The following is a 22,698-nucleotide window of genomic DNA, read 5'->3' as shown; positions in this document are numbered from 1 at the left end:
CGGCGCTCTCGCGTCTGGCAATCGCCTTTGAACACTACAATGAGCGCCACCCGCACAGCGCCCTGAAATACCGTTCGCCACGGGAGTTCAGTAAGCACTGGATCAGCACCGTAGCTTGCGGTGTTGACGGCGAGGGCTGGGATGGTTAGCGGATGGGAGTGGTCTTGGCCGATGCTGGTAGAAGAGCGGCGACGTTCCAGGGCAGCAGTTCGTCGATGCGGCTGACCGGATGGTCAGCAATGCGTTCGATGACGTAGTGCAGATAGGCCTCTGGGTCGAGCCCGTTCAGGCGCGCCGTGCCGATGAGGCTGTACATGGCAGCGGCACGCTCACCTCCAGCGTCGGAGCCGGCGAACATATAGTTGCGGCGGCCAACGGCCACGCCTCGCAGCGCCCGCTCAGCGATCAGGTTGTCGATCTCCGACTGGCCGTCGCTGCAGTAGTAGACGAGCGCCGGCCAGCGATTCAGTGCGTACTGGAGCGCTTTTGTGGTGTCAGATTTCGCGGAGAGCGTTGGCAGCAGCGACTCGAACCATCGCTTCATGTCGTCGAGCTGCGGCACGGCCTGCTCCTGCCGTACACGCCTACGCTCGTCGGGCGGCTTACCGCGGATCTGCGCTTCAATTTTATAGAGTGCGCCGAAGCGCTCCAGCGCTTCGCGGGTGAAGGCCGAGGGCCGCACGGCATGCAGATCGTGGATCTTGCGTCTCGCGTGCGCCATGCACGCCGCCTCGCGGATATGGCCATTTCGGTACAGCTCCGCATAGCCTGCGAACGCATCGGCCTGCAGCACGCCGGCGAAGTCAGCCAGGTGTTTCTGCGGGTGTTCGCCACGCCTGTCCGGCGTGTAGGCCAACCAGACGGCGGGTGGCTCGGCAGATCCACTGGATCGGTCATCCCGCACGTAGACCCACAGCCGTCCGGTCTTGGTACTGCCTTTGCCTGGCTCCAACACCGGCAACGGCGTATCGTCGCCGTGCACCTTGGCGCCACTGAGCGTGTAACGGCGCACCGCATCGACCAGCGGGGTCAGCAGCCAGGTCAGGCTGCCCATCCAATGTCCCATCCTGCCCGCATCGAGCTCCACACCCTCGCGTGCAAACATGGCCGCCTGGCGGTACAGCGGCAAGTGGTACAGGAACTTGGAGGTCGCGATGTGGGCTAGCAGCCCAGGACCAGGTAGGCCCCGCTCGATCGGCCGGCTCGGCGCCGCTGCCTGCACGATGCAATCGCAGCACGAGCAGGCCTGCTTGGGACGGCGGTGGCGAATGACGCGGAAGTGCGCGCGAACGTATTCGAGCTGCTCGGACACGTCCTCACCCAGTGGCTTGAGCGTGCTGCCACATTGAGGACAGTCGTCGACATCGGGTTGGTGAACACGCTCCTCGCGTGCCAGGTGCTCGGGCAGCGGCTTGTGTTGCTTGCGCTCGCGCGGCTCAGTCGCAGTCTTGGACTCGGTGGCAGCGGCCGCCATACCTTCATCCGCCTGCAGGTCTTCCAGGCGCAGCTCCAGTTGCTCGATCTGGCGCGCCAGCTTCTCCGACTTGCGTCCAAACTGCAGGCGCTGCAGTTTGGCGATCAGCAGCTTCAGGTGTTCGATCTCCTGCTCGCGCGACGACAGTCTGTCCTGCAGTGCGGCGAGTTTAGATTCACGCTCGACCAACATTGCCGCGTGCGCGAGCACCATGGCCTTCAAGGCCTCGATGTCGTTGGGCAGAGTGGCGGCGCGCAGTTCCATGGGGAGAAGTTTACGGCCTCGATCTCCCCGCAAACCGTTCCCTTACAATGGTTCACAATGCACTGCGCGGTCGCGCAGCTTCGATCGGCTGGCGCCAGTCGAAGCCCTCCAGCAACAGCGAGAGCTGCGCCGTGGTCAGAGCAACAACACCGCCTTCAGCCTTTGGCCAGGCGAAGCGGCCTTGCTCTAACCGCTTGGCCATCAGGCACAAGCCACCGTCACACCACCACAGCAACTTCACCAGATCACCGCGCTTGCCGCGGAAGAGGAACACGTGGCCCGAGAACGGGTCCTTGCGCAGCACCGCCTCAACCTTGGCCGCCAGGCCGTTAAAGCCGCAGCGCATATCGGTCACGCCGGCGGCAATCCAGATCCGCGTGTTCGCAGGCAGGCCGATCACCTCAGGCACCCCAGCACCAACCGCTCCACCAGATCCGGGCTTACCCCGCGGATACAAACACGCCGCCCACCGACCTCGATGTCGATCTCGCACGCTCGCGACGGCGCTTGCCCAGCATCGCCCGGCGACGCCGCAGTGGGCATGTCTGCGCCAGCGTCCACAACGTCAACCGGCATCAACACAGTGTCCACCGAAGCGCAGATGCGCGCCTGGCGCCGCCACTGCGCAACCATGCTGGCGTTCAGGCCGTGGGCCTGCGCAACTTCTGCAATCGAGCGACCCGGATCGTTCGCCTGCGCGATCACCAGCTCCCGAAACGCCTTCGGGTAGTTCTTGGAACCAGGCCTGCGACCTCTTCTTCTAGTCTCCATCGATTCTGATACCTATCACTTCTGATACGTATCAGATTCGCCCAGATTGGCTTCCTTCGCTAGACGGTGCTGATCCAGTGCTTACGGAGTTCAGGAGGACTGCGGCATCCTTAACTTAACGATGTCCGAGTGTCCTGAGATGCGGGGGCAACTCCAGCTCGACGCATGCAGACCGAACGGTATCAACATCCAAGATGAGTTGGGCTTTGCCGCTCCGGGGCGCGATTGGGCTTGGGGGAGTTGCAGTTCGCCTTGACGCAAACGCGTTGAAGTTTCAGTGGTGCCTGTACTGTCGGGGAGCTAGAAGCGAAGCTCGTGTTGTCGGGCGTGGTGTGTCCATTGGGCGAGATGCGGGTAAATAAAGGTAAGAGAGAGAAGATATCCACACCATCGGCTCGCGCCGGCGACAAGGGTGGCAAGCGCTACTAGATGCATTGAATTTGACCGACGCAGACTTGCATCCGGCTATCTATTGCCCTATCCACATGGGCGAGTTATGCCTGTCATGTTTTGTGGCGTGCAATCATTCTAGGTTTGAGGGTATCGACCAAAACGCATGGCTGAACACTCGCAGGCCTGTAGTGCCACAAGCGATCGCTCCAGCAACCGTATCGCGCCGCTCTCCCAGCAGATTGCTCCTTCCGCATGGAGCAAGGCGATGGCATCAGTAACCTCCTGCACTGTCATCCCTAGGTGGTTGGCCATCACTGTCGGGTGGGCCGAAATTGGTTTTGTCCAAACAGATCGGTCCGCAACGAGCAGCCAGCGGCAAAATCGCTGCAAGCTCGAATGCGCTGTGTTGCAAAACGCAGCTTGTGAGAACTGGCCTGCAATCGATTGAAGGCATCGGAAGTAGCGTTGCCGCAAGATTGCGCTTCGTGCCAACGCAGCTTGAAATACGCGACCACTGAGTCGAAAAGCGTGCCCTTCGTGCAGGACAACTGTTTGCCTTGGCAGCAAAACATCACTAGGAAGTACGCCAGAACCGACGCACTCTTCGCGACCGACGATAGCCCACTCAGCGATGCCGGCCATGGCTGGGAGCGATAGGGATACGACGGCTGTGGTTGGGAAATAAATATCGTGCGCGCTTTCAGCTCCTTCAGCTACTGCTCCCAAGGGCAGGAAGATCGCACTGATGTGTGGAGAGAAAACGGCCCGCTCATCTTCGGGCAGCCCTGCAAGTAGGACATTGTCCTCCCACGAAAGCGCGCCCGCCGGTTCCGAATTCGCGGGGTTGGCTAGCTCCCTAGCAGGCTGGTCGCCGGCATGCCTAACACGGTCGACCAGCCGAGCTTGACGGCGAATGTGGTCCTCACGATTGCGAACGGGATAGAGCGAATGAAGGACGGAATGTAGGTTCTCTACGCCTAGCGCATCGAGCAACTTCAGTTTGATTAACGTTCCGAGATCACTCTTGCCGGTGCGCCACGCTGAAATCTGGGCACGGGTCACACCCAGGCTCTCGGCCACCTGCGCGTCGTTGTTAAACCGTCCGCGGCGCTTGACCTCGTCGAAGGTCAGCTGCCAGTCCGGTGCACTGGATTGGTGCATGTCAAATGTATTTGACGGTGCTAAACTGCTGTCGCCATGTGCGAATGCCTATGGCGAAGAAGGCAGTAACGGGAAACCAAGAATTGCATCGTGCCATCCTAATTTGTAGTTGGAGGACGTCGCATGAATGACGCTCATCAATCCCACATCATTCGTCTTCCGCTTGGATTTCCCTCCGATTTATTTTCCGTTGTCGCAGAGGGGCCGCAAGATGATGAGCAGTTTGCTCATCGCCAAGTGGAGTTTATCCGGCAATTGTTTGGTCGTAGTGAATATTTACGAGCCCATGGCGCAACGACGCCGGTGTCGGATGCTTACGTGTCAGCGTTCATTGCACTGTTCGATGTTCTTATTGCCAATGCTCCATCCGAAGCGCAGCAGTGTGCGACGCAGCTGCGCCGAGTTCTTGACTTGGTAGTTCCAGAACCAGAGTTCAAAGGCTAAGGGTAGTCTGATTGCAGTTGCGCGCATTGCTTTTGCAAAGAGGTCGCTGAGATCCAGTATGTCGCTTGATGCGTTCGTGTCACGCTGAAACGCCCGGCAAAAGACCGCTCGCTCCTCTGTGCTTGGTTAGTTCAGAATTAGGTATCCAGAGGGAAGCGTAAGGCTTTGCCAATACGGTGCGCGTCTATGCGCTTTGGCGTTCGTTGAATAAAGTCCGGTGGCTCACGTCCGGCAACAGCATTTGCCTTGAGGCCTTGAGGCCTTGAGGCAGATCAAAGAAACGGTTCGTGGCGATGTTGAGTGCCTGATGCTCTGAGGAAACTTGCCATGGCAGCTAGAGCGCGTGCTGTGGCTCATCTCTAGCATCAGTCTTATGACGCAACGAAGTGAGTTGCACTGGGCAAAGGGCCTAAGACGAGAACAGTGCACCAAGCCGGCATCCCCCGCGGCGGCCTCAACGTATGGCTAGCGCGCGACTATGAAGCATGAGGGTCAACCGGGCGGGCCATCGTCAGACTCTATCAACTCCTCCATAGGGTGAGCACAGCGCGACACCCGCCTGTGAAGTTCGGACAGGTTGGAACTCTTGACACTTCACCTTTTCCCGAAAGACATCTCCCGCGATATAGATGGCACTCTTATGTTCTCCAAAACTAGCGGGGGCGGTCGTCTTGTCTGCGGACGATCCGAGCCTGCAACTGTGCTGGATTGGCTGACTTCCAAGCTCGTACCAAGATCCCCCCTTGATTGCCGGAACTGCGTCTTGCCATCCGCATACACGAGTTTATGCAGTTCCAGAATTCCAACAATTTCGTGGTGCCGGAGATCTTGAGCCGTTGCTATCGCCGCCGCCAATGTATCCCGGAAACCGAATTTGTCGAGATTCCGCAATTGCGCCACTGCACGGCAGGTGTTCCGGATTTCACCGCGTCGCGCACAGTCGATCAGAACATCTCGCGCGTTAGCAATAATACTGTCGTTATGCAGAGGTATTGCAGGCGCTGGGCTGTGCGATGACTTCATGCTCGGTCTTGAGGAATCTTAGCGGTCCAATGGTTTTGCAGTCGACTAGGGCAAAGCCCGCGCAGGTGGACTTGGCCGTCTCTGTCGGATGGTCCCAAAAAAGAGGCGCCCACGAGGGACGCCCTTTAATCAAGACTATCAACAGGGAGTTGTCGTGGTTCCACGCGGACGCCTTGCCAGAAATGGACTGCCCGGCATCAACCATCGACAGAGGGTAGATTGCGCGCCCCTCCCTATCAGATGGTCTACAAAAAGCAACGTACGTAGCACCGGAGGCTCTGGAAATCTGTGAAGCTCAGTTCACCGCAAGGATTGGTTGCGTTGTGCGGTGAATGCGAGCTGGTTACCGGAGTCATTGCGGGTCGACCCAACCTGATTCGGTAAGGTTGATCGCTGTGCAACAGGCATATCGGAGCGGTCGCGCCGCTGGTCTCAGCATCACCCGAATGCACGGTGAGGTGTCGTTGCCGCACCTTCCCTCAGAATTCCGTTGCTAACGGAAGGGCCGGCGTTTTCGCCGATATCCGGGTGCCGAATGACGGGTTGGGCATCTAAGACTACTGACTGGGTTCGTGAGCAGAGTGTGGTCGCCGGCAGGCTTGTGGCAGTTTCCCTATGGCTTCCGCCAGCTTAATCAGCAAGCCGTGACGGTACCTTAGATCTACTCTGTTAGCGGCGGCCTGCAGGATGTCGAATCTCATTTTCCGCTCGGCCAGCCATGAAGGGCTAGGAGTCGCAAGCGCTTCTAGCGTAGGCGGATTTCCGATCACTGAAGCGAGGCCGACAAGTACCTCAGCTTGTAAGCTGCTTCCTAGGAAAATTGCCGCGGTGCACAGATTCTTAAATCGACCGAGCTGGTCGGGTTCTGGAAGACAATCGACGATCGTTCCCAACGCGGCAAGAATCTTTGCTTTCTGCCAGCCCTCTAGCCCACGAAGGGCGTTGTACAGGCGGTCAAATGCCTCGGTACGGCTGGCTGGTGCCAACTGGCCAATGCTTTTGGTCAGACTCACGAGTACATCATGGCGGACGCCTGGATCCAGATTGCTGGCGGTCGCCAGCAAGTCTCGGAAGGTGACTTGCCGTTGATCTTCCGTAAGGCTGTCGATTATTGCGGTGAGGCCTGCAAGTACGCGCACTTGATGTCGGGGTGCCAGCGCGCAAGCGGCGGTGCGGATGCGAGCAATTGCGCTCGACCGACAGGTGCACGGTAGGCTCGCAATCTGCGATCCCAGCTTGGCTAAGATGTAGGACGTTCGAATGATATCGTTCCGACTGAGCGCATGTGCGAGGACTTCACGCAATGTGGCTAGAACACTGTCGAATGTCGTCAATCGGCTCAGTTCTGGCAGATCGCCAACGGAGGAGGCCAGCGTCCTTAGGCTCCGAAGCGGTTCCAACAGGTCGTCAGGAAGCGTTGCACCACCGACTTGCTCTAGCAAGAGTCGGCAAGCCCGTAACGATTGATCTGGTGCTGGACTCATTCCGAGCGCTCATCTGTTACCCATTGGTCCTGAGTTTGCGTTCCTGCGGTAAACACTAGGCATACCGATGCGAGAAATGATGAGTACGCAGTCCATGGTTCGACATCGGGGCTCGTTGCTCGCGCATGGGGCACGGCTGGATGGTCCGATTGCTTCGTAATGGTGCATCTGTAGATGATCGGAGGAGGAGTTGTGCTAGAAAGCGTCTATCGCAGCGACGGCTTGTGGAGCGCCGCGCGGTGGCGCCGACGGGCGGCATGGGTCTACTTGGCTCACAACTCGAAAAATGCGGCAGATCATCATGTTTGCCGCTGTTGTTGCTGTCATTCTTCTTGGCACTCGAGGTTGCCAAGCGCAGATGCGGTGGTGACACAGCACTCGCGGTTCACCTCAAATCAATTCGGGATTGGGATCGTGGTACACAGCCGAAAGTCTTACAAGCCATGTCAATCGAAGACTTCGCGGAGCGATCGCTCATGCAAGCCCCTCAGATCGCAGTGGAGGCTATCGGCTGTGAAGGTCGATAGGTCTGCCTTGTGTGCGTCCGACGAGCGTGCCGCTTCGGATATGTCTGAGCCGTGGGCGTTGGCATACTTCCTCGCAGCCCACCGTGAAACGGACACGGTTGCTTCGATGATGCAGATGTATGTGCAGCTCTTCTGCGTCGCCCGGGCGCGTGACCCGAACTGTCCTTCCGCAGAGCCATTGAGACGGGCGGTCGCGAAGCTGGCCGCGGGCACTCTCGAGCATCGAGAAGTCGAAGATTGTTTGCGACGCTTGGGCGAGCTTCGGTCCTACCTTGCTTCGATTCCCGTTCGGGAGTTGTACGAAATCCTTGGGACGGCGGAAATGAAAGTCTGTATCGAGGAACTGCACGAGCAGGCTGCCCAGAGAGGGTCCGTGGGTAGCTGATTTCCCGATGGACCAGTGTTCGGCGGTTGCCGTGGTTTTGATTTCGCGGTTAACCGGTGGCCTGTGCCCTCAGCCGCGCTTGGTCCCGATTTCTACTGCTTCGTCTGCGGTGCAGATTGCACGACTGTCCGCTACAACTTACGGATTCAACCGGTCGATGCAACACACTAGAGACTGCGTGAGCAGTGGAGGTGTTGCAAATGAAACAACGGCGCCGGATCTACTACACCGAGAGTCAGAAGGCACTCATGTTACCGAGGCAATTGAACTGGTCTCCTGCGGCGCTTTACGCGTATCAGTAGGTGGGCCAAACCTGGTTGACAACCCTCTGGTCAACGAGCTTCTTCTTCTCCGATCGGCATTCCTGCGCTACAGCCTGATCAACACCTCCATCGCTGCGGTCGCGCCGCTAACCAGTGTCGCAGTCATGTGCCAGCTCGCTCGTTTGAGCGAGTGCCTTGCTAGAGGTCGGTGTGATCGCTCTCACTCGCTTGCAGCGCGGTACGTCATGCGAAAGGCGTAGATATCTAAACTTGCCTCACACGAGGAATCGTCCCTGCGTATGCAGAATCCGCGTGGAATGAATGCAAAGGACTGCAGATGAAGGACGCAAAAAAAATTTCGCGCGCAATCGAACGACAGCTTGGTCAGGCATTGGCCGTAGTGTTGGGGATGTTGCTGGGCGCTGGTTCGGCATTCGCACAAACCAGTGGGACGCCATTCAGCGGCTTGCAAACAACGCTCCAAAACATCGTTGCCACGCTCAACGTAGCAGGGGTGGCGGTCATCACCATCGCAGTCGCTTGGGCTGGCTACAGGATGATCTTCCAGCACACCCGCTGGGCGGACATTGCCATGATTGTGTTGGGCGCCGTCCTGGTCGGTTTTGCGGGAATTATCGCGCAATGGCTGATTTGAAGCGCAACGAACCCCAAGGGGCAAGGTATGGATGCAACGGTAAGAAGCCAGTTGCGTGACACGCTTTTCAAAGGGTGCACACGGCCAGCGATGTTGATGGGTGTCCCGCTGGTGCCTCTGGTTCTTGCGTGTGGACTTTGCATGCTCGTTGCCGCATGGGGCGTGTTCATGAGCCCTTGGTTCATCCTCGTTGCCTTCATGCTCGCAGTTGTGCTGATTGGGCTCATGCGCCAAGTGACGCGTGGCGATGATCAGCGGCTGCGCCAGTGGCAACTTCGCTTGCAGCTGCGTTTGCCGCATACCGCCGCACGCCGAGTGTGGGGTGTCGCTTCGTACTCGGCCGTTCGATACAGCCGCCGTTAGGATTGCCACGACCATGAGTCCTACGCAGCGTCTCGCTTCGGCTGAATATGCACGTGTCGATGTGCCGGTGGCAGAACACGTTCCTTTTTCATCGCTTGTTTCCGAGCATGTGGTTCGCACGGTCGAAGGGGACTACGTCCGTAGCTGGAAGGTTAACGGCATTAGTTTCGAAACGGTCGATCCACAGGACATCCTCGCCCGGCACAACGGCTTTAATCAGTTCGTTCGCAGTTTGAGTGAAGGCAATGTTGCTCTTTGGGTGCATCGGCTGCGACGTCGCATGAGCGACCGGTTTGATGCCGAGTATCCGAACACGTTCTGCCAGCAGTTGAACGATGACTACTATGCTCGCTTCAACAGCAGCACGATGATGGTGAACGAGCAATACCTAACCATCGTTTATCGACCTGATGCGGAGCGACTGAATCGGTGGTTCAAGCGTGCAGCGCGCCGCACCGTCGAGCAAATTGCGCTGGATGAGGAAGAGGCGCTGGCGGTGATGGACGACTTGGCTGCACGCGTGGACACGAGCCTGCGGTCGTACGGGCCGGAGGCATTAGGCGAGTATTCACGGGGCGAAATCAAGTGTTCTCGCCTGCTGGAGTTCTTTGGTTTTGTACTCAATGGCATGTGGGAGCCAGTGCCGGTGCGACGCGCTTCGATTCGGGACTACTTGCCGACGTCACGCCTGTTCTTTGGCTGTGAGAACGTTGAGATCCGAACACCGACACAGGCGCGTTATGGGGCGATTCTCGACCTGAAAGACTATCCGCCCTTTTCAGAACCCGGCATTCTGAATCCAATCCTCTACGATAGCTACGAGTACTTGGAAACGCAGAGTTTCTCTGTGCTTGCGAAGCGCGACGCTATGGCGGCGCTTAAGTTGCAGCGCAATCAACTGATCGCTTCGGAAGACTCCGGAACCACGCAGATCGCGGAGATGGACCAAGCGACCGACCGGCTCATCAATGGCGAGTTTGTGCTCGGCGAGTATCACTATTCGCTAGCGGTGTTCGACGAATCGCTGCCACGCGTCAATAAGCACATTGCGCGGGCTCGAGCTGCGCTGCAAGACGCGGGATTCCAAACGGCGTTGGTCGACTTGGTTCCAGACGGGGCTTGGTTCGCACAGTTGCCAGGTAACTGGCGCTACCGTCCTCGGGAAGCGAAGATTACTTCGCGCAATTTCTGTGGACTGGCAAGCCTGCACAACTTCGACGCGGGAAAGCGCAACGGTAACCCGTGGGGCGAAGCCGTCGCAATTTTGCAGACACCGAATGGTCAACCGTACTACTTCAATTTCCATGCGTCTGAGCATGGGGAGGCGTCCTTCGATAAGAAGGTCCCTGCCAACACACTGGTCATTGGGCAGACGGGCTCTGGTAAGACGGTGTTGACACTGTTCCTGTTGGCCCAGGCGCTTAAGTATGAGCCGACGGTTGTGTATTTCGACAAGGATAGAGGGGCGGAGATCGCGGTACGTGCAATGGGCGGTACGTACTTCACGCTCAAACGTGGAGAGCCGACAGGTCTCAACCCGTTTCAGATGCCGCCTACCGAAGCGAACATTCTCTTCTGGGAAGCCCTGGTACGGCAGCTTGTCTCGCACGCCGCACTCCCTTTGACGCCGCGCGAAGAAGAGGAGATCGCCCGTGCAGTCCGCACGGTCGCCCGTATGCCAGACCAGCTACGCCGATTGTCCGCGGTGCGGCAGAACTTGCTCGCGACGGAAACCAACAGCTTGAATGCCCGCCTAAAAAAATGGTGCTGGGGCGAGCCGCTTGGCTGGTTGCTCGACAACCCGGAAGACCGGCTGGTCTGGAGTGGGCAAAATCTCTATGGTTTCGACTACACCGAATTCCTCGATGAGGCGGTGACACGTACGCCGCTCATGATGTACTTGCTCTACCGCGTCGAACAACTGATCGACGGTCGCAGGTTCATGTATTTCATGGCCGAATTCTGGAAACCACTGTCCGATCCGGTGTTTTCTGATTTTGCGAAGAACAAGCAGAAAACAATTCGCAAACAGAACGGCTTGGGGGTGTTCGACACGCAATCGCCTGCCGACATTCTTGTGAGCGGTGTCGCTCGGACTTTGGTGGAGCAGACGGCCACCTTGATTCTGTTGCCGAATCCTCGTGCGGATCACGATGACTATGTGAATGGGCTGAAGTTGACTGAGGCCGAGTTCCAGATCGTGCGGAATCTTGGTGAACATAGTCGTCAGTTTCTTGTTAAACAGGGGCAGCGTTCGGCTGTGGCGCGCCTCGATCTTGCAGGGCTGAACGAGGCATTAACTATCCTGTCCGGTACAACTGACAACGTAGCCTTGCTTGATGATATTCGCGGTGAGGTAGGCGATTCCCCCGATGCGTGGTTGCCCCTTTTCCTGCAACGCACGCAGGCGATCAGCATCCAAGATAAGGCGATCTCAAAAGCGGAGGAGAAAGCGGAATGACGACCTTCTTTACGACGATCGGGGGGCAGCTTACAGGGCAGTTCTCGCCGGCGGCGCTGATGGCAGACAACTTGGCCACCACGCTTTCCGACGCAATCGTGCCCGTCTATACCAGCGCAACTGCGGTGATGTTGCTATTTCACGGGCTCGCAATTGTGCGAGGTGAAACACAACAACCTTTTGCCGCCCTGCTAGGGAAGATCATCAAGTTAATGCTCATCATTGGCGTGATTCAACTGTACGGGCACGGCGGCACGTGGGCTAACCCGACAACCGGACAAAGCGCCTCCACCGACGTAATTCAACTGGTACTGCAGCTCCAGGGCGAATTCGTCAGTGCGGTCACGCAAGCGCTCAACGCTGCATTTGGGACGCCTCTCACTGACAACGCGTTTACCGTGATCGATAACTCGTTCGGAATGGTGATGAGTTTCTTTGCGGGGCTTATGCTTCTCGGCATAACGATGTTTAGTGATGGATCGGCGGGGAATATCACAACGGGCTTGCTGATCTTCTTTTTCATCGTCATGGGTGGTGGCGTCGTCGCGCTTGCGTTCTTTTATGCAATGCTCTCGCAGTTTGGCTTGCTTCTGGTGCTTGGGTTTGGTCCGATTTTCATTGCTGGTCTCGCCTTTGGCCCGACCGCACGGTATTTTGACGGATGGCTTTCAAGCATTCTCGGATTCACCTTGCTTGGTGCCGTCTCGTCTGCGGTTCTGACTGTGGTGTCCCAGGCTCAAGGAATTACATTTAATCAATCGATGAATCTTTTTGTAAGCATGGTTCTGATGGGGGTAACTGGATTTGTCTTCCTGTTATTCATGCTTGAGGTGCCGCGGTTGGTTTCTCAGTTAACCCAAGGGGCTGATGTAACAGGCGGCTTTGTGGGGATGGCTCAAGTCAAGGGCCTGTACTCGGCGCCTTGGTTTGGCGGGCGAGGCTCTGCCGTCAATCCATCGATCGCTGGACAGATTATGCAAAGAGGAAAGTAACCTGGGTTTATGCCTCAGTCGATTTTATAAATTTCGATAATAATAGATTCTGTGTGGGGGATAAAATATGCGAGCATTGAGGAACGTATTTATCATCGGATGCCTGTTTGTCGGTCACCTTTCCCATGCATTCGGTCAGCAAATTCTTGTGGAAGATATGGCAGCCGATGAGAATACTGCTCTGGCCAACCTTCAAAGAGACTCTATCGGACAAACAGCACACGCTGATGCAGAGAGTCAAATTGCGACGCTGACCAGCCCCCCCCTTGGTGGATTCGCTTCGGTAGCCATTAAAAATGGACTTCCTCTAGCCACAGCGCTTGCCTGTGTAGCAGCAGGCAGCGTGTTGAACGTCCAAGCCAACGCGATTGCGAATGGCGTCACTTCGCTGGCCGCTTGCATGGTGGCGTATCTGGGTGCGCAGGCTTCATTGGCTGCGCTTAACAGTACGATGCTGGAGGGCAAGCAGGCTGCGATAACCGCACAGCGCGACGTCGCGGCAGCAAAAATCGGAAGCGCCACGACCGTCACGCAGGCCGTGCAATCCGGTGATGCCGCGATATTGAATCAAGCGGACCAATCTAGCTTGAGCGGCGACTATTTGCGTGAATCCCTAAATCGCGATCAATGGGGGCGTAACTTGAAATGGGCCCTTGTCGGGTGGGCCGTTGGTCAGTTGACCCCGATTGTTCTTGGGAATTTCTAATTTTTAAAGAAGGCCATAATGCGAATTTTCGGCATGCTGATCTGTGTCGTACTACTGACATCCTGTTCAGGGCCCATTAAGCCTGCGCTACCGGACGGCTCCCAGCGTATCCCGGTTAACGCTCCATTGAATGTGCCTCCTGCTTCATGAGCAAACAAACAATGGGTCTCAAATCATCTGATGAAGTCTCGGCGAGCGACGACGCCTTCTATAGCGAGGCCCGCAACTGGGAGGCTTCACGTATTGAGGCGCTGGAACGAGGTGAAAGGCGCGCGTGGTGGGTCGCTATTGTGGCGGTGGTGATGGCGCTCATGGCCGTGGCGGCACTGGCGTTCCTCGCACCGCTCAAGCAAGCGGTGCCGTTCCTCGTCTACGTGGACCGCTTTAGTGGCGATACACAGGTGCGTGAGGCAATGGACGCACGTGTGCAATTCAGTGACGTCCTGGACAAGCACTGGCTGGTGCAATACGTCATGTCGCACGAGCGCTATCAGTGGGACCTTTTGCAGGCTGATTACGATCGCACGCTTGCGTGGAGCGATAAGGGGCCTGCGCGTGAATACAGCCAGCAGTTTGACGGTCCGCGTGCGATCTATAAGGTGCTCGGACGGACCCGCGAGAACGCTGTAAGGGTGGTATCCGTGAGCGTTGCGCCGCATCCAGCGGGCACGCCAGCCGTGGCCACCGTGCGATTCGTCAAGACCGTGCGCAATCTCGAAACAGGGGTCATAGAAGGAACCCCTGCACACGAGGTAGCCACCATCGGATACCTCTACCGCATTTCGCCTTTGACCACCGAAAAAGCACTCATTATGAACCCGCTGGGTTTTACCGTTACCGCTTATCGAGTCGATCCTGAGTTAGCAGACGTTGTTCCGCAGCCGTCAGCGCCCGGAGATTCGATAAACGCGAAGAGCGTCACTGGGACGCCATCAGGAGTTTCACAATGAGACTGACACGTAGGAGTCTCCAATGTAGCGCCGGTGTCGTGCTGGCGCTCGGTAGCCTTTCGACGTTTGCCGAAGACGCTCGGCTACGGACGGTGACCTATGACTCCGCCCGGGTGGTGCCAATCAACGTACAAGTGGGTTTCGCTGTACAGATTGTGCTTGGGGCCGATGAGCATATCGAGGCGGCTGGCAGCGGGCTCAATTCCCATTGCGAGGATTCAGCGGCCACATGGTGCGTGGTGGCGCGTAAGGGCGAACACAACATCTACATTAACGCGCACGCTGGCGCAGCTCCGACAAATCTGTTCGTACAAACGGATCGTCGTAACTACAGTTTCGACCTGAACCTCCTATCGGACGGCCGTGCTGCGCAGGTCAAGCGCGTTTATCGGGTTGCATTCGCCTATCCGGATGAGGCTGTCGCACGTCAGCAAGCACAGGCATCGGCTAGAGAAGCTGCGCTTCGCATCGCGCGGGAGGAGTCCACCCTAAAAGCTCGCCAGGACGCTGCGCCAGTGGCTCGGAACTGGAACTACACGATGCAAGCGCTGCCGGGTGGTGACGCGATCCAGCCCACCGCGATGTTCGATGATGGTCGCTTCACGTATCTGAAGTTTCCCAATAATCGCGAGATTCCGTCGGTGTACATGGTTTCGGAAGACGGGAGTGAGAGTCTTCTGCAGTGGCACGTCGAACGTGGCATGTTGGTTGTGCACCGCGTGGCGAAGCGGTTTGTATTGCGTGACGGTAACGCCGTCGTGGGTCTATGGAATGAAGCCTATGACTCGGATGGCGTGCCGCCAAGCGGTGGTGTAACGACGCCCGGGGTAGAACGCGTGTCGGTACCGGCGAGCTCCGGGATGCGCCCCGTTCTTAGCGCACCGCTTACTACGGCACCACAAGTGGCTTCTCCACAAGGTGCTGCGAATCCAGTACTCGGATCGACTCCGGGGAACACACCCACACGAGAGCAGTGGCAACAGTACACGAACGCCCTGCGAACGCAAATTTTGCTTGAACAAGCGAAGCGCCATGATGCCAACTGATTCTGGGCCGGAAGGTCGTAGCGTACCGAGCGTCAATGAACGTGGCCTGAAAAAGTCGCGCCTTGTGCAGTGGCTGATTGTGGTGCTGATCATGATCGTGGTGGGTGGCGGGGTCGCATGGCTGCTACATAGCTTGCGCCAGGCATGGCACGCTACGGCGACCCCGAGCGAGCCACCGGCAACGGCAACCCCGCGACCGCGACAGTTCGATTGGTCACAACTTGCGCCTCCCGCGCCCCCTGCGCCGCCCACACCGGCACCAGCATTGAATCCAAATCCAGCACCTGCCGCACAACCCGCTTCAGCACCGGCGGCCAGCGCGACGCCACCCGACAAAATGATGCTGACGTCGGCGGTGGAAAGAACCTCCACTGCGACAGTTGGCACGCCTGCAGCGGCTGCCACAGTGTCCGCATCGGCAGGGCAGGGCGACTCAGGCGGAGCGCTATCACCATTGTTGGGCAGTACCAAGACGGTACGAGCTCGGGCGAACTGGCTGGGCGATCGCAATTTCATCCTTGCCAAGGGAACGGCCTTTGATTGCGTACTGATTACCAAGCTGGTGTCGACGGTTTCCGGGATCGTCACCTGTACCGTGCCTCGGAACGTTTACTCGGACAACGGTAAGGTTCTACTGATTGAACGCGGTTCGACAGTCACGGGAGAGTACCGCTCAGATCAACTGCAGTTGGGGATGGAGCGGATCTTCGTCCTGTGGGACCGCATCAAGACGATCGATGGGGTTGTGATCACGCTTGACTCACCCGGGACAGGGCCACTCGGCGAGGGCGGTGTCGGCGGGTATGTCGATAACCACTGGGGGGAGCGCATCGGCGCAGCCGTGCTGCTCAGTCTTGTACAGGATGCTGTGGCCTACAAGACCGCGCAGGAAACCGCAACCAACGGGACCTCCGTTGTCATGTTGCCCAACACCACGCAACAGAGCCAGACGCTGGCGGGCAAGATTCTGGACAAGACGATCAATATCCCACCAACGTTGTCGCGTAACCAGGGCGATAAGGTCATGGTGATGGTGGCCCGCGATCTCGATTTCAGCAGTGTTTATGCGCTTCGAGCTCAATGATTCTGTCCTCTCGATAGCAGGAGCGCTCGCTGAAGACGCTTCGGTCGCGCAACTGCTCTCGCCGTTGATGCCGTTTCTTAGCCTGGCCGATGTGACAGAGGTCGTTTTGAACGAGCCGCGTGCCGTGTTTGTTGAGCAGGGTGGTGCTTGGCACCGGCACGTGGTCGAGGAACTCGATTACGAGCACTGTCTTTCGCTGGCAGTGGCGATTGCTGCGTATACGCATCAGGACATTTCACAAGAGCGGCCTTTGTTGTCCGCGACACTGCCTGGCGGACAACGCATCCAGGTGGTGATACCCCCGGCTTGTCCACCGAACCAGGTTTCTATTACCATTCGGCTCCCTTCTCGTCTGATCAAAACCCTGGAAGCCTTTGAGGAAGAGGGACTGTTTCAGAAGGTCATATGGCGTAGCCAGCCGTCCTATGTCCAAGGAAACGAGGCGCTTGCCGAGTTGGATCCGGTGGATCGAGAGCTGGTCGACGACTTGACGCATCGACGCTTCTGCGCTTTTTTTGATGGCGCTGTACGGGCGCGCAAGAACATCGCGATTGTCGGGGATACCGGCTCTGGCAAGACGACGTTTATGAAGACGCTATGTCAGAGCATCCCGCACGAGGATCGACTTGTTACCATTGAGGACGTACGTGAGATATTTCTGCCGCGTCACCCGAACTGTGTTCACCTGCTTTACAGCAAAGATGGACAGGGTTTAGCAAACGTTACGCCAGCCTCTCTTATCGCCTGCACGTTGCGCATGCGCCCGGATCGCGTCTTGCTCGCGGAGCTGCGCGGCGCCGAGGCGTTTGATTTCTTGAAATTGCTGACGACCGGCCATGCCGGCTCGCTCACGAGCTTCCATGCGAGGTCGTGTGCGCTTGCTATGGAGCGTTTTGTCTTAATGGCACGCGAGCATCCTCAGGCGAGCCGCACAGAGGACGAGACTCTTGGCCGCCTGCTGTACCTAGCTGTAGATGTTATTGCGCATTGTGTGCGCGAGGGCGGCCGCCGCTATCTCTCGGAGGTCTATTTCGACCCATTGCGCAAGCTTCAAGGTGTTTGATATCCAGTCTGTGATAGTAATCGACAAGAGCTTCGAGTGTCCGCGGATAGTGGTTGGGCTGAGCCATTGAGGCGTGCCGGGGTTCGTTAGTCGGCCCTGAACAATTCCCCCAGTCCTTGCAGGAAAAGGCTTTGCAGCCCAAAGGACGTTGCCGCAATTGCAGGAATCAAGCATATTGATGCGGCAATCCTGCAAATTTCGACGAGGCTTGGATGGGTCCGAAGGCGCCAGTCAGCGAGGGGGATTTGTTCCGGCATCCGCTGCGCGAGCAGATCAACCTGAAGCACCCGCTGGTGCGTCTGGCCGACCTGATCGACTGGGACCGGCTCGCCGCAGCGATGAGCGAGAGCTTCGTGTCCAAGCGTGGCCGCCCGGCCACCTCGCCGCGCCTGATCGCCGGCTTGCTGTATTTGCAGCACGCCTTCGACCTGTCCGATGAGGAGGTCGTCTGGCAATGGGTCGAGAACCCATACTGGCAGGTGTTCACGGGCGAGACGACCCTGCAGACCGAGTCGCCAATCGACCCGTCGAGCCTGACGCGCTGGCGTAAGCGTTTGGGTGAGGCCGGCGTGGAAGAGCTGCTGGCCGAGACGATCGAGGCAGCCAAACGCGCAAGCGTGATCAAGCCATCGAGCATCAAACGCGTGATCGTCGACACGACCGTCATGGAGAAGGCGATCGCGCATCCAACCGATTCGCGTCTGCTTGAGCGCTGCCGTGAGCATCTGGTGAAGGCAGCGGCACAGCACGGCTTGAAGCTGCGGCAGAACTACAACCGCGAAGCGCCGCGCCTGGCCGGCCAGATCGGCCGTTACGCACACGCCAAACAGTACAAGCGCATGAGGCGTGCGCTGCGCACCTTGCGCTCGCGGGTGGGGCGCGTGATGCGCGACGTCGAACGGCAGCTCGGCGCGGTGGCGATGCACAGCCGCACAGCGCTGGAAGAATTGATTGGCCGCGCCAAGCGGATTCTGTCGCAGAAGCAAAAGGACAAACACAAGCTCTACGCGCTGCACGCGCCGGAAGTCGAGTGCCTGGCCAAGGGCAAGGTGCGCAAGCCGTACGAGTTCGGAGTGAAGGTGTCAATCACGACGACGCACAAGGAGGGACTGGTGCTGGGCGCGCGCTCGATGCCGGGCAATCCGTACGACGGGCACACGCTGGCCGAGGCGCTGGAGCAGGCGGAGATTCTGAGCGGCGTAAGGCCACAGATCGCGGTTGTTGATCGCGGCTATCGGGGTGTGGAGGTCGAGGGCGTGAAGATCTACCACCCGGGCCTGCGGCGCGGCATCACGCGTGGCTTGCGCGCGATGATCCGGCGACGCAGCGCGATCGAGCCGGCCATCGGCCATATGAAGACCGATGGCAAGCTTGATCGGAACTGGCTCAAGGGCACCCTAGGTGATGCGATGCACGCAGTGTTGTGCGGCGCTGGCCACAACCTACGCATGATCCTCAGGAAGCTGCGGCTTCTTTACGCCCTTGTTCTTGCAGCCCTGTTGAGCCGCTGCGGCTCTGCCATGGCGATGGCATGAAGCCGAACAGCGGGAAGAACGAAATGTTCAGGGCTGACTCGTTACATTTGGAATCAGCCAAGGGATTCCACTAAATGAACCGGAAAGTAGCGCGATCGCGGCATGACGGCGTTTTTATCTGTATGAAATCTGATGTGGAGTTCGATCCCATTCAGGTGGATTAAAAGAATCTCCGTGTTTGCGAATGGTCAATGTGAAACGTTCGGCAAGGCAGATTTGTAATGAGCCGCGCCCATCAGTTTGAGAGAGTGGCAGGTATCATGTGGTCCTGCCCCGCGGTCTCCATAAAGCCGCGCTAGTATAGGCTCCGCACTGCACAATCGGTATGCCATTTGGTTGGTGCGATGGTTGTATGCTGATTCGGCGATAGAGCATCGCCAGTCGAACCCTTGCGAGGGATCGCTGTCCCAGCGAGAAATGCGGGTAAATCGCGTTGTTAGCCGAGGGGCGAAGGGACTTTGTTTCCGAACCTGGTTGAGAACAATTTATCCAAGCTGGGGTCCTCCCTTACCGGGTTCCGAGGGGTCCCGCCTCTGGAGCCCGGTTTTTCTTTCCGCGCGCAGTGTTCTTGGGTGCGGCTTCACATCTGAGGTAGGTGGTTTATTTGGCAGTGTAGTATTAGGCATTGCTAATTCCTAGTGCGTCAGTAAGAGCGGATGAAAAGCTGACTCACCGCAGTATGGTGGCTGGAAAATAGGGGCATCGCCGTATCAGCGGTATTTCAATTCGCGCCAACTACGCATGTGTCGTCGATAACGGTAACGCCTTCAATGGATCCATGGCAAGCTGCGTTGCAAAACGACGTCCGCGCGTTGCGGGCACTCTATGACCTGGGAATGGATCTGGGGGCGCCTGATGCGCTTGGGTACACACCTGCGCATCAGGCGGCGCGGGATGGCCATGTGGATATTCTCCGTGCTTTGCACGAGTTTGGCGGCACTGTGCGAGCGTCGCTGTACATGCCAACCGGTCCACATGGCTACACCCCTGCCTATGTTGCTGCAGAGGTGGGGCAGATCAGCGTTCTGCAATTTCTACATGAGCTTGGCGGTCCCGATCGGGACTCTCTGCACACTCCGTGCGGTCCGCACCAATTAACTCTCGCACATCTGGCTGCGCAAGTCGGTCAAACCGACGTTTTGCGCGTTCTCAGTCGATTCGGTGGCGCGGCGCGTGAATCCTTGCATGCCTATGCCGGACCATATGATTTCACTCCGGCACATGTGGCGGCATACGTTGGCCAAGTCGGAGTTTTACAAACGCTACATTCGTTTGGCGGAGCCGCCGGGGCAACGTTGTATGCGCCGGTTGGCCCAGAAGGTTACACTCCGGCGCACGTGGCAGCTCAAGCGGGGCAGGCTGGCGTGCTGCAAACGTTGTACAGCTTGGGCGGGGCCGCCCAAGCTTCGCTGCATGCGGGCACGGGTCCGCGCGGATTTACTCCCGCACACATTGCGGCACTCGGTGGGCAGGACGAAATCTTGCGCACGCTGTTTAGTTTTGGCGGGGCCATTCGTGCATCACTGTTTTCGGCAGCCAGTTCGTCTTAATGTCGGCCGTTACTTCAGAACGCGAATGGTAACTACTTTCCTATAACGTTGTTTTTCTTCTGTAGTGGGTTTACGGGGCTTCGGCATACCTGCAGGCCGTTCAGAAGTTCGCCAGTAACAACTTGTTCGTTGCTGAAAGCGCAGTCCACCGGTTTATATCCCAGGGGGAAATTGCGCGACGGCGTTGGCGCTGACCAAGGAGCGCGAATGTCCTGTTGGGCGAGTGTACTCATGGCGCTTTGGCAGGTTATCCATCTATCTGAAGTTTCAACTTCAGCGTACGCCCATTTCACGTACGGCTGGCGTACGCGATTAGGGGTTACTTAAGTCAGATGTTAGCGATTCTGAACTCAGTCGCAAGGAGCGAACATCTTCGCCAGGACTGCGATCAAGGCGCGTCGAGAACAACTTCGTACTCCAATGCAGTCGCCAGGTGTAGCAGTAATTAGATCGCGATGGCAGCGGTTCCAAGGATTGCCAACGGCCCCCTGCGGAGGCGGAGGCCGCCGCGCATGCTGGAAAAGTGGCAAAGGTGAGTTTGGATCCCGTTCCACGCTCGCAGGCGTCCCACTGGGAAGCGGTTTGCGCATCAGGAAGTGGTTCGGGGGATGATTCCTATGCGCACAAGTGTGATGTGCGTTGAGTTCACTGGATCCGGAATCTGGTAGGTCTCCCGTCCAAAGCGAGCTCCAAAATGATGTTCGTAGTATCTCGTGTTTTTCTCTTCCGCCCACAGGTGCAATGACCGATCTGCCAACAGTCCTTTGATGGCTGACTCGGCATGTCCCTGTCGCCTCGCAGACGGGTCGGTGACAACATCGGCAAGCCATCCTTCGCCAAATTGTCTGGTCAGCGTTTCGGGCGCGTCGAAGGGCACTCTCCATGCCATGCTGATGGGCCTTCCCGCTACCCTGACAACGGAACCCTTCGTGCAGCCTTCAGGCGAGGGGCTGTGGACCCGCGTAGAGAACTCTTTGTGTGCGTCTAACCAAGTTGCAAGTCGTGCGTCTTCGAACCCTAGTGCTTTATGAGCGACCGTTGCAGCCCAAAAAATGAAAGCGGTTTGGGCAAGCGGGGCAAGTCTATTGACGTCTGAGACGTTGCACTGGCAACCGGAAATTAAGGCGCTGGTAGCTGGTGTTTTGTTCGGGAGCATATTTGCCAACGCGGTGTTTCGAGCGTTGTGCTTAGTGTCCAATGCAGCTTTGGGTCTTCGGCGCCGGCAACAATGAGCGCCGATATCTTGTGGGAGAATGAGTTCCGTTTTCAAGCGTATAGCTCTGATGCGGTGGGCTATCCAACAGCTTAGAACGCCCCACGAAGATAAGCAGCCCCGGGGGGGGAGGTGCCTTACCAAAGGTGCTCGGCCCACGTCCCGATGTTCGCGCTAGCGAAGAGCGATGTGAAACAGTCTGAGGGTATCCGCTCAGGTCCATCGGATAGCTTACGCATCACCATGCGACCGAGTCGGCGACTGGGGGCATCAAAAGACGAAGCGAACTTCTTCGGTTACATCGAGATGGTCCGGGCGCGATTGGTTGTTAGCGCCGATGTAAAACGGACCCACGGCTCAAGACCCATAAGCGATCATAGACCTGTATCACTAGACATCGATCAGAGATGCGCCATATTTTTTGTGATTAGCGCTTCTATTACGATAAGTATTCTTATCGCAATAGCAACGTCGCAGCGCTAAACTACCTTCTATGAAAACGCGTCTGCTTTCCGTCGATCCGTTGGTAGGGAGCCCGTCTGGCTTTCCCGATGCTGCCGCACTGGCAGCGCTGCGAGCCTGGCATGCTGGTTTGTCCACCCGTGACGCTGTCGAGCACTACCTGGGCGACCGACTGTCGCGGGGGCAATCCTCACGCGGCGAGCTCAGCCGCATCCGGCGTCAACTCGCGGCGTTTGCACGCCGGCGGCAGCGCGAAGACTTGGCGGTGCTGTTCGAGATTCCAGCGGCCGAACGCGCCAAACAGGGCAGGGCAGCCGACCAGGCCATCGAGCTGCTTCGTGCGTATTTCAAGCCATCGTGGACGGCCATTTCAGATGAGCGTAGACGGTGTTTCAAGGCAACGTGGACGCCGTTTCAAAGCATCGTAGA

General features: G+C 57.8%; 18 protein-coding genes and 1 pseudogene. 14 read left to right on the top strand and 5 right to left on the bottom strand.

Annotation, left to right across the window (positions count from 1 at the left end; translation table 11 throughout):
• Nucleotides 1-149 (top strand): integrase core domain-containing protein (locus tag R2N16_RS24825; protein ID WP_316669611.1); only part of this gene is annotated, 149 nt, incomplete at its 5' end.
• On the opposite strand, the gene tnpC is transcribed toward R2N16_RS24825, so the two are convergent.
• The 4 genes from tnpC to R2N16_RS24805 all read right to left on the bottom strand — a co-directional run bounded on the left by tnpC (nt 146) and on the right by R2N16_RS24805 (nt 4,063).
• On the bottom strand, nt 146-1,738 hold the full coding sequence (tnpC, locus tag R2N16_RS24820; protein ID WP_316669607.1) for an IS66 family transposase: 1,593 nt from the start codon (nt 1,736-1,738) through the stop codon (nt 146-148). The two genes, R2N16_RS24825 and tnpC, sit on opposite strands and share 4 nt — an antisense overlap.
• A 52-nt stretch (nt 1,739-1,790) precedes the next feature.
• Nucleotides 1,791-2,147: an IS66 family insertion sequence element accessory protein TnpB gene (tnpB, locus tag R2N16_RS24815; RefSeq protein ID WP_343228941.1), complete on the bottom strand. Its 357-nt coding sequence runs from the start codon at nt 2,145-2,147 to the stop codon at nt 1,791-1,793.
• Nucleotides 2,135-2,509, bottom strand: coding sequence for a transposase (locus R2N16_RS24810; RefSeq protein ID WP_316669605.1), 375 nt, complete (start codon nt 2,507-2,509; stop codon nt 2,135-2,137). The genes tnpB and R2N16_RS24810 overlap by 13 nt, the downstream gene beginning before the upstream one ends.
• Nucleotides 2,510-3,037: 528 nt before the next feature.
• On the bottom strand, nt 3,038-4,063 hold the full coding sequence (locus R2N16_RS24805; protein ID WP_316669603.1) for a helix-turn-helix transcriptional regulator: 1,026 nt from the start codon (nt 4,061-4,063) through the stop codon (nt 3,038-3,040).
• A gap of 123 nt (nt 4,064-4,186) precedes the next feature.
• On the opposite strand from R2N16_RS24805, the gene R2N16_RS24800 reads away from it, so the two are divergent.
• Complete coding sequence (locus R2N16_RS24800) at nt 4,187-4,507, top strand: hypothetical protein (protein ID WP_316669601.1); 321 nt, start codon at nt 4,187-4,189, stop codon at nt 4,505-4,507.
• Nucleotides 4,508-6,087: 1,580 nt separating this feature from the next.
• On the opposite strand, the gene R2N16_RS24795 is transcribed toward R2N16_RS24800, so the two are convergent.
• Nucleotides 6,088-6,543: a hypothetical protein gene (locus R2N16_RS24795; protein ID WP_316669599.1), complete on the bottom strand. Its 456-nt coding sequence runs from the start codon at nt 6,541-6,543 to the stop codon at nt 6,088-6,090.
• A gap of 1,983 nt (nt 6,544-8,526) precedes the next feature.
• Between R2N16_RS24795 and R2N16_RS24790 the strand changes: the two genes are divergently transcribed.
• The 12 genes and pseudogenes from R2N16_RS24790 to R2N16_RS24740 form a co-directional block, all read left to right on the top strand.
• Nucleotides 8,527-8,844 carry a TrbC/VirB2 family protein gene (locus R2N16_RS24790; protein WP_316669596.1) on the top strand — a complete coding sequence of 106 codons (318 nt, stop codon included), beginning with the start codon at nt 8,527-8,529 and terminating at the stop codon, nt 8,842-8,844.
• Nucleotides 8,845-8,871: 27 nt separating this feature from the next.
• Nucleotides 8,872-9,207, top strand: coding sequence for a VirB3 family type IV secretion system protein (locus R2N16_RS25590; protein ID WP_428984170.1), 336 nt, complete (start codon nt 8,872-8,874; stop codon nt 9,205-9,207).
• A 13-nt stretch (nt 9,208-9,220) separates the two neighbouring features.
• The gene (locus R2N16_RS24785; RefSeq protein ID WP_316669594.1) at nt 9,221-11,668 is read left to right on the top strand and encodes a VirB4 family type IV secretion/conjugal transfer ATPase; all 2,448 of its coding nucleotides are present in this window, start codon (nt 9,221-9,223) and stop codon (nt 11,666-11,668) included.
• Nucleotides 11,665-12,660, top strand: a complete 996-nt coding sequence (locus R2N16_RS24780) for a type IV secretion system protein (protein ID WP_316669592.1) — start codon at nt 11,665-11,667, stop codon at nt 12,658-12,660. Before R2N16_RS24785 ends, R2N16_RS24780 begins: the two co-directional genes overlap by 4 nt.
• Before the next feature lie 67 nt (nt 12,661-12,727).
• Nucleotides 12,728-13,366: a hypothetical protein gene (locus R2N16_RS24775; RefSeq protein ID WP_316669590.1), complete on the top strand. Its 639-nt coding sequence runs from the start codon at nt 12,728-12,730 to the stop codon at nt 13,364-13,366.
• Nucleotides 13,367-13,512: 146 nt separating this feature from the next.
• Nucleotides 13,513-14,316: a VirB8 family type IV secretion system protein gene (locus tag R2N16_RS24770; protein ID WP_316669589.1), complete on the top strand. Its 804-nt coding sequence runs from the start codon at nt 13,513-13,515 to the stop codon at nt 14,314-14,316.
• Nucleotides 14,313-15,362: a TrbG/VirB9 family P-type conjugative transfer protein gene (locus R2N16_RS24765; protein WP_316669587.1), complete on the top strand. Its 1,050-nt coding sequence runs from the start codon at nt 14,313-14,315 to the stop codon at nt 15,360-15,362. The genes R2N16_RS24770 and R2N16_RS24765 overlap by 4 nt, the downstream gene beginning before the upstream one ends.
• Nucleotides 15,331-16,446, top strand: a complete 1,116-nt coding sequence (gene virB10, locus R2N16_RS24760; protein WP_316669585.1) for a type IV secretion system protein VirB10 — start codon at nt 15,331-15,333, stop codon at nt 16,444-16,446. Before R2N16_RS24765 ends, virB10 begins: the two co-directional genes overlap by 32 nt.
• Entirely contained in the window at nt 16,427-17,509 is a 1,083-nt protein-coding gene (virB11, locus tag R2N16_RS24755) for a P-type DNA transfer ATPase VirB11 (RefSeq protein ID WP_316669583.1), read from the top strand. The genes virB10 and virB11 overlap by 20 nt, the downstream gene beginning before the upstream one ends.
• Nucleotides 17,510-17,721: 212 nt before the next feature.
• Nucleotides 17,722-19,044, top strand: a complete 1,323-nt coding sequence (locus R2N16_RS24750) for an IS5 family transposase (protein WP_316669581.1) — start codon at nt 17,722-17,724, stop codon at nt 19,042-19,044.
• A 770-nt stretch (nt 19,045-19,814) separates the two neighbouring features.
• Nucleotides 19,815-20,594 carry an ankyrin repeat domain-containing protein gene (locus tag R2N16_RS24745; RefSeq protein ID WP_316669578.1) on the top strand — a complete coding sequence of 260 codons (780 nt, stop codon included), beginning with the start codon at nt 19,815-19,817 and terminating at the stop codon, nt 20,592-20,594.
• A gap of 1,706 nt (nt 20,595-22,300) precedes the next feature.
• A pseudogene (locus tag R2N16_RS24740) lies at nt 22,301-22,698 on the top strand (integrase); the annotation flags it as partial.

Origin of the sequence: Ralstonia psammae, assembly GCF_958405935.1 — a bacterium.
GTDB classification, from domain to species: Bacteria; Pseudomonadota; Gammaproteobacteria; order Burkholderiales; family Burkholderiaceae; genus Ralstonia; species Ralstonia psammae.
The sequence above is the reverse complement of the archived record's forward strand: the minus strand, read 5'-3'. Positions and strand labels throughout refer to the sequence as shown.

Coding starts and splice junctions, on each gene's coding strand:
- R2N16_RS25590 (WP_428984170.1), top strand. CDS start 8,872: ATGGATGCAACGGTAAGAAGCCAGTTGCGTGACACGCTTTTCAAAGGG.
- R2N16_RS24780 (WP_316669592.1), top strand. CDS start 11,665: ATGACGACCTTCTTTACGACGATCGGGGGGCAGCTTACAGGGCAGTTC.
- R2N16_RS24785 (WP_316669594.1), top strand. CDS start 9,221: ATGAGTCCTACGCAGCGTCTCGCTTCGGCTGAATATGCACGTGTCGAT.
- R2N16_RS24745 (WP_316669578.1), top strand. CDS start 19,815: ATGGATCCATGGCAAGCTGCGTTGCAAAACGACGTCCGCGCGTTGCGG.
- R2N16_RS24750 (WP_316669581.1), top strand. CDS start 17,722: ATGGGTCCGAAGGCGCCAGTCAGCGAGGGGGATTTGTTCCGGCATCCG.
- virB11 (WP_316669583.1), top strand. CDS start 16,427: ATGCGCTTCGAGCTCAATGATTCTGTCCTCTCGATAGCAGGAGCGCTC.
- R2N16_RS24770 (WP_316669589.1), top strand. CDS start 13,513: ATGAGCAAACAAACAATGGGTCTCAAATCATCTGATGAAGTCTCGGCG.
- R2N16_RS24790 (WP_316669596.1), top strand. CDS start 8,527: ATGAAGGACGCAAAAAAAATTTCGCGCGCAATCGAACGACAGCTTGGT.
- R2N16_RS24805 (WP_316669603.1), bottom strand. CDS start 4,063: ATGCACCAATCCAGTGCACCGGACTGGCAGCTGACCTTCGACGAGGTC.
- R2N16_RS24800 (WP_316669601.1), top strand. CDS start 4,187: ATGAATGACGCTCATCAATCCCACATCATTCGTCTTCCGCTTGGATTT.
- tnpC (WP_316669607.1), bottom strand. CDS start 1,738: ATGGAACTGCGCGCCGCCACTCTGCCCAACGACATCGAGGCCTTGAAG.
- R2N16_RS24765 (WP_316669587.1), top strand. CDS start 14,313: ATGAGACTGACACGTAGGAGTCTCCAATGTAGCGCCGGTGTCGTGCTG.
- R2N16_RS24810 (WP_316669605.1), bottom strand. CDS start 2,509: ATGGAGACTAGAAGAAGAGGTCGCAGGCCTGGTTCCAAGAACTACCCG.
- R2N16_RS24775 (WP_316669590.1), top strand. CDS start 12,728: ATGCGAGCATTGAGGAACGTATTTATCATCGGATGCCTGTTTGTCGGT.